The organism is Actinoplanes sp. NPDC026623, from assembly GCF_040638275.1.
In the GTDB taxonomy this organism is placed as follows: domain Bacteria; phylum Actinomycetota; class Actinomycetes; order Mycobacteriales; family Micromonosporaceae; genus Actinoplanes.
In genome coordinates this window covers 1-10323 of the sequence record NZ_JBEZXZ010000259.1, presented here as the reverse complement: position 1 = coordinate 10323, position 10323 = coordinate 1, and the positions used below count along the sequence as shown (strand labels likewise).

The following is a 10323-nucleotide window of genomic DNA, read 5'->3' as shown; positions in this document are numbered from 1 at the left end:
TTCCTCGTCGCCAAGGTCGGCATCCCCTCCTTCGTCGTCACCCTCGCCGCGTTCCTCGCCTTCCAAGGCATCCTGCTCGTGCTGCTCAGCGGCGGTAAAAACATCTCCATCCGGGACCCATTCGTCCTCGCGCTGGCCAACAAGAACATGTCCGTCGCCGTCAGCTGGATCCTCGCCATCGCCGCCGTCGCCGGCTACGCCGTCGTCGAATTCATCCAGGTCCGCGGCCGCGCGATCCGCGGCCTGGTCACCGACCCGATAGGCATCATCCTGGCCCGCATCGGCGCCCTCGCCGTGATCCTGTTCGCCGCCGTCGCCGTACTCACCGCGGAACGCAGCATCAACCCGCTGATCAGCGGCTCGGTCAAGGGCGTACCCATCGTCGCCCCCATCATCGCCGTCTTCCTGATCATCTGGACCTTCGTGCTCGGCCGCACCACCTACGGACGCCACGTCTACGCCGTCGGCGGCAACAAGGAAGCCGCCCGGCGCGCCGGCATCGCGGTCGACCGGATCCGGATCTCGGTGTTCGTCATCGGCTCCTTCATGGCGGCCGTCGGCGGCATCATCGCCGCCAGCCGCGCCAACTCCGTCGACCCGAACTCCGGCGGCAGCAACGTCCTGCTCTACGCCGTCGGCGCCGCCGTCATCGGCGGCACCAGCCTCTTCGGCGGCAAGGGCCGCGTCCTCGACGCGGTCATCGGCGGCGCCGTCATCGCGGTCATCGACAACGGCATGGGCCTCATGGGCTACAGCGCCGGCACCAAATTCGTCGTGACCGGACTCATCCTGCTACTGGCCGCAAGCGTCGACGCCCTGTCACGCCGCAGAGCGGCAGCCACCGGTAACCGATGAACAGGCCCACGGGCACGGAGGCGGCGCACTGATGCGAGCCGGCCCCAGCCACGAGGAGGTTCGCAGGCACAACCTGGGCACGTTGCTCAGATACGTACACGTTCATGGTGCTACCTCCCGAGCTGAGCTCACCACGAAGCTCGGCCTGAACCGCAGCACGATCGGAACGCTGACCTCCGAGCTGGCCGCCGCCGGGCTGGTCACCGAGCGGCCGCCCGAGGAGACCCTGAGGGCCGGACGACCATCACTTGTCGTCCGGCCCGAGTCGTCGCAGGTTTACGCGTACGCGCTGGCGATCGAGGTGGACCGGCTGCGTGCCGCCCGGGTCGGCCTGGGCGGCCAGATCCTGGACCGCCGCGAGACGGCCCGGCCGCGAGGCATGCAGGTCGTCGACGCGGTCCAGCCGCTCGCAGGGTTCATCCACGAGATGCGCCTGGCCGTCCCCGAGGGCGCCCGCTACGTCGGCGGCGGCCTGGCGGTGGCCGGCATGGTCCGCCGCGACGACGGCATGATCCGCCTCGCGCCGACGATCGGCTGGGTGGAGGAACCGGTCGGCGAGGCGCTCAGCCTGGAACTGAGCGGGCTCGAGGGCGCGGAGGTGGGCCCGCTGATCGTCGGCAACATCGCCGACGTCTCGGCCATGGTGGAGCACAGCCGGGGCGCGGCGGCCGGCCACGAAAACGTGATCTACCTGTACGGCGACGTGGGCGTCAGCGGCGGCATCATCGCGGGCGGCCGCCGGGTGACCGGCCACGGCGGCTACGGCGGCGAGGTCGGCCACATGGTGATCAACCCGATGGGCAAGCCGTGCAGCTGCGGCTCCCGGGGCTGCTGGGAGACCGAGATCGGCGAGTACGCCCTGCTGGAGCTCGCGGGCCGCGGCCACGAAAGCGGGCGGGAGGCGGTGCTGGGCGTGGTCGACGCGGCCATGCGCGGCGACCGCGCGGCCCAGCAGGCGGTCCGCCAGGTCGGCGACTGGATCGGCCTCGGCGTCGGCAACCTGATCAACATCTTCAACCCCGAAGCGGTGATCTTCGGCGGGACGCTGCGGGACGTGTACCTGGTCGCCGCGGCCCAGATCCGCAGCCGGCTCAACGAGGTGGCGCTGCCCGCCTGCCGCGAACACGTCCGGCTCCGGACCCCGGAACTGGGCACGGACGCGGCTTTGATCGGCGCCGCGGAACTGGCCTTCGAAAGGCTGCTGGCGGACCCGCTGCTCTGACCGGGAACGCCTACCTGTCGACGGGCGTGAAATCCCAGACATGCGGCGCGCGGGCGGTCAGCCGCTCCGGCGGCGCGGGCAGGTCGGCCGGGATGTTGCGCCACCTCGTGATGACGACGATGCGGTGGTCGGTCGACGAGTAGACCTCGCTCGACACGTGCGACGGCAGCACCTCCACCTGCGGCAACGCCTCGTCGCAGACCCAGGTCAACAGCTCGTCGAAGCCGCTGCCCAGCGCCCGTACCTCCCACATGCGTGCGATCATGCTCGCTTCCTACCCCGCCACAGTGACCGTGGTCAATGACATTGCGGAATCGGCCGGCAGGTCGAGCCGGCTGGGCGCGATCCCGGCGGCCACCAGGTGCGAGCCGAGCGCCGCGACCATCGCCCCGTTGTCGGTGCAGAGCCCCGGCCGGGGCACCCGTACCCGGATGCCCAGCTTCGCCGCCCGCTGCTCGGCGAGCACCCGAAGCCGGGAGTTGGCGGCGACGCCCCCGCCGATGACCAGGGTCTCGACCCCGTGCTCCCGGCACGCGTCCAGGGCCTTGGCGGTGAGCACGTCACAGACCGCGTCCTGGAAGGCGGCGGCGACGTCCGCGATCGGCACGGGCTCGCCGGCCCGCTCGCGGGCCTCGACCCACCGGGCCACCGCGGTCTTCAGCCCCGAGAACGAGAAGTCGAACCGGTGCTTGAGCTGGTCCTTCGGCGCGGTCAGCCCGCGCGGAAAGGCGATCGCGGCCCGGTCGCCGTCACGCGCGATCCGATCGATCGCCGGGCCACCCGGGAAACCGAGGCCGAGCAGCCGGGCGACCTTGTCGAACGCCTCACCGGCCGCGTCGTCGATCGTCGCACCCAGCGGCGTCACGCCCGCGGTGAGATCGTCAACCAGCAGCAACGACGAGTGGCCGCCGGACACCAGCATGGCGACGGCGGGCTCGGGCAGCGGGCCGTGCTCCAGCGTGTCGACGGCGACGTGGGCGGCGAGATGGTTGACGCCGTAGATCGGCTTGTCGGCGGCGAGCGCGTACCCCTTGGCGGCGGCGACCCCGACGAGCAGCGCCCCCGCCAGACCCGGCCCGGCCGTCACGGCGATCGCGTCGACGTCGGCGAGGGTGACCCCCGCGTCGTCGAGGGCCCGCTGCATGGTCGGCACGATGGCCTCGAGGTGGGCGCGGCTGGCGACCTCGGGCACGACCCCGCCGAACCGCGCATGCTGCTCGACGCTGGACGCGAGGGCGTCGGCGAGCAGGGTGTGGCCGCGGACGATGCCGACACCGGTCTCGTCGCAGGAGGTCTCGATGCCGAGGACCAGGGGTTCGTCAGGCACTTCTCATCATCACCAGGGCGTCGGTGTTGCTGGGCTGGTAGTAGCCGCGCCGGACACCGACGGGCTCGAAGTCATAACCGGCGTAGAGCCGCTGGGCCGGGGCGTTGTCGACGGCGACCTCGAGCAGCACCTTGCGGCCGCCGGCCTCGGCGAGCAGCGCCTCGAGCAGTTTCCGCCCGACGCCCCGACGCTGCGCGGTGCGGGCCACGGCGATGTTCTGGACCCAGGACTCGTCCTGATCCACCACGGCGAGACCGGCATAGCCGGCCACGCCGCCGTTCTCCTCGGCGACAAGGTAGAAATTCCGCTGGGCAAGCTCGTTCCAGAACATGGCGGCGGACCACTTCTCGGCGCCGAAGAGGTCCTCCTCGATCGGCAGCACCTCGGCGATGTGCCACCAGCGGAACCGGGTGACGATCATCAGCGCAGCACGGGCTTGCGGGAGGCCGGCTCGACGGCATCCGGCCGGCGCAGGTAGAGCGGGGTGAGCGCCTCGGCCGGCGCCTGCCGCCGGATCCGCTCGGCGGCCAGGGCGATCAGGGCCTCACCCGGCGGGAAGAGGACCCGGTCGTCGACCGGGACCCCGAAGATCTCGCTGTACTTCAGGGCGCCCTCGCCGACGGCCCGATCGACCTCGACCCGCACGTCGGCGGGCTTGGCGACCTCGGGGTCCGTGACACGCACGCCGTCGACGTAGACGGCGTAGTAGACCTCACGCCGCCGGGCATCGGTGGCGACCAGCACCCGGCCCGGACCGGCGGCCCGGCCGAGCGCATCGAGCGAGCAGATCCCGTACGTGGGCACGGCAAGCGCCTGCCCCATGGCGGCGGCGGTGGCGAGGCCGACCCGCAGGCCGGTGAACGGCCCCGGCCCGACGCCGGCGACGATCGCGGCCAGATCCGCCGTGCGCACCCCGGCGTCGTCGAGAATCAGCCGCACCTGGGGCGCGAGCCGCTCGCCGTGCGCGCGCGGATCGACGGTGCGGCGCTCGGCCAGCCCCCTCATGCCGGTGCCGGTGACCTCCGCGAGGGCGGCGGTCACCGCGGGCGTGGAGGTGTCCAGCGCGAGTACGAGCACGTGAAGAACCCTAGCCGCCGGAAAACCACACCGAATCGCCGGTGTCCGTGTGCCCGGGCACCGGGGCGGCAACGTTGATCACCGCCAGCAGGCCGCGCACCACACGGCGCCCGGCGACCCGGCGCCGATCCCGCGGACCCGTGCCGCGCGACCAGGCCTCGCCGGTGTGGCTATGCGTCGGTGCGCGGGTTCCAGTCCACGAGGGCGCGGCCCGCGTCGGCCAGCGCCTTGTTGGCCGAGCTGAACGGCCGGGAGCCGCGGAAGCCCTTCGGATTGAGCGGGCTCGGGTGGCCGGCCTCCAGGACGACGTGCGCCGGGTTCGTGACCAGCGCCGCCTTCTTGCGTGCGTAGCCACCCCAGAGCAGGAACACCACGCGCTCGTCGCGGGCGTTCAGTGCCCGGATCGTCGCATCCGTGAAGGCCTCCCAGCCCTTGTTGGCGTGCGACGCGGCGGCGCCCGCCCGGACCGTCAGGACCGCGTTGAGCAGCAGCACGCCCTGCCGGGCCCAGCCGGTCAGGTCGCCGCTGGTCGCCGGCGGCACGTTGACGTCCTCGGCGAGCTCCTTGAAGACATTGCGCAGCGACGGCGGGATCCGCACACCCTCCCGGACGCTGAAGCTGAGCCCGTGCGCCTGCCCCGGTCCGTGATAAGGGTCCTGACCGAGGATCAACACCCGGGTCTGCTCGGGCGAGCACAGCCGGTAGGCGGCGAACAGGTCCTCGATCGGCGGATAGACGGTCTGCGTCCGATACTCCTCGTCCACGAACGCGCTCAGCGTCGCCGTGGCGTCCGCGTCGAGCAGCGGCGTCAGCTCCGTGCGCCAGGCGTCGGGGAGCAGGTCTGGCAGGTTCACATCTTCTCCAGTCGGGCGGCCCATTCGCCGCCATGGGGAACCAGGTCGATGACCCGGGTGTCGTCGTCGAGCCGGTCGATCCGGACGGCCAGGTATTCGTCGTTGAGCTGTTCCACCAGGCCGGCGCCCCACTCGACCACCGTCACCGCGTCCTCCGCGGAGGCGTCGAGGTCGAGATCGTCGATCTCGGCGCGCGGATCGGCGGCATCACCCAACCGGTAGGCGTCCGCGTGCACCAGCGGCAGCTCCCCGCCCCGCGCCGGATCGGGCCGGTGCACCCGGGCGATGACGAACGTCGGCGAGGTGACGGCACCGAGCACGCCGAGCCCCGCGCCGATGCCCTGCACCAGCGCGGTCTTCCCGGCGCCCAGCGGCCCGGTCAGCAGCACCAGGTCTCCGGGCCGCAGCACGCCGGCGAGCCGCCGCCCGAACGCCTGGGTGTCGTCAACGGTGGCCAGCCGGAATCCGGTGGCGGTCACGAGATCTTCTTCAGGAAGGGGATCAGCGCGGCGTTGACCTCGTCGGACTTCTCGAGCATGACGACGTGCCCGCTGTTGTCGATCTTCACCAGTTCGGCCTGCGGCAGGTGACGCAGGATCTCCTCCGAGTGGGTCACCGGGGTCAGGTAGTCCTTCGTGCCGACCATCACCAACACGGGCACCCCGCTGAGCGTGGACAGCGCCGGGTAGCGGTTGTGCGTGTAAAGCGTCTGCAGATATCTGGCGAGGGTCTCGACCGGCGTCCTCGAGTTCATCTGCTCCACGAACGTGACCAGCGAGGGGCTGGGCCGGGCGTCGCCGAAGCCGTAGCGGCGGGTCAGCAGCCAGGCCAGGTCGGAGGAGGCGACGCGGGCCCGGTCGATCGTGCCGCCGCCGATCCGGGCCGCGCCGCCCCAGAGCGGGAAGAACGGCGCGCTGACCCGGGCGACCAGCGTGGTGATCCCGAGCCTGGACTTGTCGATCAGCCCCGCGGAGGTCGACATCAGCACGACGCCCGTCACCCGCTCGCCGAACCACTCCGGGTACTGCTCGGCAAACGCCATGATCGTCATGCCGCCCATCGAGTGCCCGACCAGGATGATGTGTCCATCCGGGACGATCGCGTCGAGCACGGCCGCCAACGACCTGCCCAGCGCGGCGATGTCGTAGTCGCCGGACTTGAGCCGCCCGGACCGCCCGTGCCCCGGCTGGTCGTAGAAGACGAGCCGATGATCGCCCTGCTCGGCGAGCACCCGCCGCTGGAAGTAGAACGTGCCCATGTCCAGCGCGAAGCCGTGCACGAAGACGATGGTCGGCTTGCCGGTCGGCTCGTCCGGCTCGACGACCTCGACGCGCAGCGCGGTGCCGTCGGCGGCCGTGACGGTCGACTCGGAGTCGAACGGCTGATCGCCGAACTCCTCGTCGGCATGCGGATCGCCGGGAGCGTTGAGCGACTTGCGGACCAGGGTCCGCTCGACGGCGAAGGCCGTCGCCAGGCCGGCCGCGGCGACACCGATGGCGGCGCCGACGATCCCGACCTTCTTGGCCCGCCGCCGCGGACCGGACCGGCGGGGCTGCTTTGCCGGACTCATGCACTCTCCTCAGCCGAGTCGACGGCCCCCGGGACCGCCTGATCTGCAGGCGTGGTGGCCGGGGTGGGGACGCCGGCCACGCCGTCGTAGACGCGGGGGACGCGGGAGCTGCCGAAGCGGGTCACGATCTCGTAGTTGATCGTGCCGATCGCGTCGGCCCAGTCGGTGGCCGTCGGCATGCCGTCGTCGCCGGGCCCGAAGAGCGTCGCCACGTCGCCGGGCGCGACCGGGTCATCCCCGCAGTCGATGACGATCTGGTCCATGCACACCCGCCCCGCGACCGTCCGGGTGCGCCCGCCAAGCCACACCGGGCCCACATTGGACGCGTGCCGGGGCACCCCGTCGGCATAACCCAGCGGCACCAACGCCAGCGTCGTCTCCCGCGCGGTGTAGTAGGCGTGCCCATACGAGACGCCCTGGCCGGCCGGGACGCGCTTGGTGAGGATCACCCGGGCCCGGGCCGTCATGGCCGGCCGCAACCCGGTCTCATACTCGGCGGACAACGGCGACAGGCCGTAGACGGCGACACCCGGGCGCACCAGGTCGTAGTGGGCGTCGGGCCTGGTCAGTGTGGCCGCGGAGTTGGCGATGTGGCGGTAGCGCGGCTCGATGCCGAACTGCTCGGCGGTCGCCAGCCCCTCAGCGAACACCGCCAGCTGGTGATCGACCGTCTCATGACCGGGCGCGTCCGCATACACGAAGTGGCTCCAGATGCCGACCACCTCGACCTCGCCGCCGGCCTGCGCCTTGGCCGCCGCCTCGAGCAGCGCGGGCCACTCGGCCGGGGTGGCGCCGCCGCGCGCCAGGCCGGTGTCGATCTTGAGGTGCACCCGGGCCGGGCGCCCGGCGAGACGGGCGGCCGCGACCAACTCGCCAAGCTGGCCCACGCCGGCCGCGCTGAGGTCGACGTCGGCCGCGACACCGTCGTGCAGGGGCAGGCCCGGGGCGAGCAGCCAGGCCAGCACCGGAGCCGTGATGCCCGCCCGGCGCATGGCCAGCGCCTCGTCCAGCGTGGCGACCCCCAGCCAGGTCGCGCCGCCCGCCAGCGCCGCCCGGGCGCACGGCAGCATGCCGTGCCCGTAGCCGTCGGCCTTGACCACCGCCATGACCTCAGCGGTGGTGCCCGCGCGCAGCGTCGCGACGTTGTCCCGGATGGCGTCCAGATCTACCCGGACCTCGGCCTGCCACATACTCACCAGCCTACTGATCGGTATGACAGAACCGCGTCACAGCAGGTCAGCCAGCACGGGGCGCAACGCCGCGGCCACGTCCGGTGCCGTGACCGGGCCGTCCCGCTCGGCCCTGCGGCCGGCCAGACCGTGCACGTATGCGGCCATGATCGCCGCCCGTTCCGGCGGGAGCCCGGCGGCGAGCAGCGAGCCGAGCAGGCCCGCGAGGACGTCACCGCTGCCGGCGGTGGCCAGCGCGGGGCTGCCGGTCGGGTTGGCCCACGCCTCGCCCGACGGGGTCGCCACGATCGTCCGGTCGCCCTTGAGCAGCACCACCGCGTTGATCCAGGCCGCCAGCCGGCAGGCCGATCCGATCCGGTCCGCGCCGGGCCGCTCGCCCGCCAGCCGGGCGAACTCGCCGTCGTGCGGGGTGATCACCAGCGGGGCGTCCCGGCGCAGGTCGGCGGCGTGCTGGCCATCCACGAGCAGGGTGAGAGCGTCCGCGTCGAGCAGCACCGGCAAGGCGGTGGCGAGGACGCTGCGCAACTCCGTGCGAGCGCCGTCGTCGGTGCCCAGCCCGGAACCGCAGACCCAGGCCTGCACCCGTCCCGCGTCGGCGACCCGCCGCGCGGCGACCACGGACGGGTGCCGGTGCAGCACCTCGCGATCGGCGCTGCCCGCGTAGCGGACCATGCCGGTGGGCCCGGCCAGGGCGCCCGTGACCGAGAGGACGGCCGCGCCCGGGTAGGTCGCCGAGCCGGTGGCGACGCCGACCACGCCGCGGCTGTATTTGTCCGAGCGGGCGTGGGCCCGGGGCCACCAGGCGGCGACGTCCTCGGCGTCGGCCACCCGCACCGCCGGATCGCCGTGCAGCGTCGCGCCCAGGCCGATGTCGATGAGCTCGACGTGGCCGGCCAGGGCCGCGGCGGCGCCGACGACGTGCGCGGGCTTCAGACAGCCGAAAGTGACGGTGACGTCGGCCTGGACGGCGTCGCCGGGAACGTCACCGGTGTCGACCGCGACCCCGCTGGGCACGTCGACGGCGACCACCGGCGGCCGGGCACCGTCCCGGCCGCGCAGCTCCGAAAGGCGCCTGACCAGCGCGGCAGCGGGCTCGCGGAGGCCACCGCTCGCGCCGATGCCGACGATGCCGTCGACGACCAGATCCGCCCGGGCCGGCAGGTCGTCGACGGTGACGCCGCCCGCACGGCGAAGCGCGGCGAGCCCGGCGAGATGCACCCGCTCCGGCCGCAGCAGGATCGCCTTGACGCTCACCCCGCGGGCCGCGAGCGCGGCGCCCGCGTAGAGCGTGTCGCCGCCGTTGTCCCCGCTGCCGACCAGCAGCACCGCGGTCGCGCCGTAGACCCCGCCGGACTCGCCGAGCAGCAGCGCACAACGCCGGGCCAGCCCCGACGCGGCGCGCTGCATCAGCGTGCCCGCCGGCAGGGTCGCCATCAGCGCCTTCTCCGCCGCCCGAACGTCCGCCACCCGCCACGCCTGCCGCATGCCGTAACCCCCTGGGAACTCTCAGGCCTCCGCGACGACCATCGCCGAGGCGATGCCACCGTCGTGTGACAGCGACAGGTGCCAGCGGCTGACGCCCCGCTCCGCCGCCACCGCCGCGACCGTACCGGAGACGGTTAGCCACGGCCTCCCGTCGGGATCGGTGACGACCTCGCAGTCGTGCCAGCGCAGCCCGGCGGGCGCGCCCAGCGCCTTGGCTACGGCCTCCTTGGCCGCGAACCTGCCGGCCAGCGACTCCGGTGATCGCGGGTTGCCGGAGGAGGTCATGCGCTCCGAATCGGTGAACAGGCGGTCGGCGAGCAGCGGGGTGCGCTCCAGCGCCTTGGCGAATCGATCGACCAGCACGACGTCGATACCGACAGACACGATCACAGGGCCAACCTTATCGGCCGGCACACGTCGCCGGCCCATCGTGCGCCGGGCCTGTGTACAACCGGCGCGGCTCCCGAACCCGTTGTCCACAGGGGCGATTCCGGGTCCCCGGTTCCCCCTAACCTCGGCGGCCGAACCGTTTCCACCTGGAGGTTGCCGATGACGTCCGAGCTCGAAGTCGACACCGTGGCGGTCCGCGCCTGTGCGGCGGCCCTGTCCGCCACGGCCGCCCGGATCGACACGCTGCCCCCGCCGCCGCCGGCCGGGCCCCGCTGGTCGGCGACGACCGCGGCAGAGGCTGCGGCCGCCGCGGCGCGGCTGCGGTTGCGCGCGCGGGCCGACGACGTCGCGGC

The 10323-nt window shown here is 73.0% G+C and carries 13 protein-coding genes; 3 read left to right on the top strand and 10 right to left on the bottom strand.

Features of this window, described 5'->3' with window-relative positions:
* Both AB0F10_RS40940 and AB0F10_RS40935 read left to right on the top strand, forming a co-directional pair.
* Nucleotides 1-855: ABC transporter permease subunit (locus AB0F10_RS40940; RefSeq protein WP_360638548.1), on the top strand; the 855-nt coding region annotated here is incomplete at its 5' end.
* 31 nt (nt 856-886) lie between these two features.
* Entirely contained in the window at nt 887-2077 is a 1191-nt protein-coding gene (locus AB0F10_RS40935; RefSeq protein WP_360638545.1) for an ROK family transcriptional regulator, read from the top strand.
* 10 nt (nt 2078-2087) lie between these two features.
* Here the strand turns inward: AB0F10_RS40935 and AB0F10_RS40930 are convergent, their stop codons facing one another.
* The 10 genes from AB0F10_RS40930 to AB0F10_RS40885 form a co-directional block, all read right to left on the bottom strand.
* Nucleotides 2088-2342: a hypothetical protein gene (locus tag AB0F10_RS40930; RefSeq protein ID WP_360638542.1), complete on the bottom strand. Its 255-nt coding sequence runs from the start codon at nt 2340-2342 to the stop codon at nt 2088-2090.
* 9 nt (nt 2343-2351) lie between these two features.
* Nucleotides 2352-3404: a tRNA (adenosine(37)-N6)-threonylcarbamoyltransferase complex transferase subunit TsaD gene (gene tsaD / locus AB0F10_RS40925; protein WP_360638539.1), complete on the bottom strand. Its 1053-nt coding sequence runs from the start codon at nt 3402-3404 to the stop codon at nt 2352-2354.
* Nucleotides 3397-3825 (bottom strand): ribosomal protein S18-alanine N-acetyltransferase, encoded by a 429-nt coding sequence (gene rimI / locus AB0F10_RS40920; RefSeq protein ID WP_360638536.1) that lies wholly within the window; start codon nt 3823-3825, stop codon nt 3397-3399. The genes tsaD and rimI overlap by 8 nt, the downstream gene beginning before the upstream one ends.
* The gene (gene tsaB, locus AB0F10_RS40915) at nt 3825-4481 is read right to left on the bottom strand and encodes a tRNA (adenosine(37)-N6)-threonylcarbamoyltransferase complex dimerization subunit type 1 TsaB (protein ID WP_360638533.1); all 657 of its coding nucleotides are present in this window, start codon (nt 4479-4481) and stop codon (nt 3825-3827) included. The genes rimI and tsaB overlap by 1 nt, the downstream gene beginning before the upstream one ends.
* A gap of 170 nt (nt 4482-4651) precedes the next feature.
* Nucleotides 4652-5359: a uracil-DNA glycosylase gene (locus tag AB0F10_RS40910; RefSeq protein ID WP_360638530.1), complete on the bottom strand. Its 708-nt coding sequence runs from the start codon at nt 5357-5359 to the stop codon at nt 4652-4654.
* Nucleotides 5332-5814, bottom strand: coding sequence for a tRNA (adenosine(37)-N6)-threonylcarbamoyltransferase complex ATPase subunit type 1 TsaE (tsaE, locus tag AB0F10_RS40905; protein ID WP_360638527.1), 483 nt, complete (start codon nt 5812-5814; stop codon nt 5332-5334). Before tsaE ends, AB0F10_RS40910 begins: the two co-directional genes overlap by 28 nt.
* Entirely contained in the window at nt 5811-6905 is a 1095-nt protein-coding gene (locus AB0F10_RS40900) for an alpha/beta hydrolase (protein WP_360638524.1), read from the bottom strand. The genes tsaE and AB0F10_RS40900 overlap by 4 nt, the downstream gene beginning before the upstream one ends.
* The gene (gene alr, locus AB0F10_RS40895; RefSeq protein ID WP_360638551.1) at nt 6902-8095 is read right to left on the bottom strand and encodes an alanine racemase; all 1194 of its coding nucleotides are present in this window, start codon (nt 8093-8095) and stop codon (nt 6902-6904) included. Before alr ends, AB0F10_RS40900 begins: the two co-directional genes overlap by 4 nt.
* Before the next feature lie 36 nt (nt 8096-8131).
* Entirely contained in the window at nt 8132-9580 is a 1449-nt protein-coding gene (locus tag AB0F10_RS40890; protein WP_360638521.1) for an NAD(P)H-hydrate dehydratase, read from the bottom strand.
* A gap of 21 nt (nt 9581-9601) precedes the next feature.
* Nucleotides 9602-9970, bottom strand: coding sequence for a holo-ACP synthase (locus AB0F10_RS40885; protein ID WP_354729841.1), 369 nt, complete (start codon nt 9968-9970; stop codon nt 9602-9604).
* A 159-nt stretch (nt 9971-10129) separates the two neighbouring features.
* Between AB0F10_RS40885 and AB0F10_RS40880 the strand changes: the two genes are divergently transcribed.
* Nucleotides 10130-10323: hypothetical protein (locus tag AB0F10_RS40880; RefSeq protein ID WP_360638518.1), on the top strand; the 194-nt coding region annotated here is incomplete at its 3' end.

Coding starts and splice junctions, on each gene's coding strand:
- AB0F10_RS40890 (WP_360638521.1), bottom strand. CDS start 9,580: ATGCGGCAGGCGTGGCGGGTGGCGGACGTTCGGGCGGCGGAGAAGGCG.
- AB0F10_RS40935 (WP_360638545.1), top strand. CDS start 887: ATGCGAGCCGGCCCCAGCCACGAGGAGGTTCGCAGGCACAACCTGGGC.
- AB0F10_RS40930 (WP_360638542.1), bottom strand. CDS start 2,342: ATGATCGCACGCATGTGGGAGGTACGGGCGCTGGGCAGCGGCTTCGAC.
- alr (WP_360638551.1), bottom strand. CDS start 8,095: ATGTGGCAGGCCGAGGTCCGGGTAGATCTGGACGCCATCCGGGACAAC.
- AB0F10_RS40910 (WP_360638530.1), bottom strand. CDS start 5,359: ATGGGCCGCCCGACTGGAGAAGATGTGAACCTGCCAGACCTGCTCCCC.
- rimI (WP_360638536.1), bottom strand. CDS start 3,825: ATGATCGTCACCCGGTTCCGCTGGTGGCACATCGCCGAGGTGCTGCCG.
- AB0F10_RS40900 (WP_360638524.1), bottom strand. CDS start 6,905: ATGAGTCCGGCAAAGCAGCCCCGCCGGTCCGGTCCGCGGCGGCGGGCC.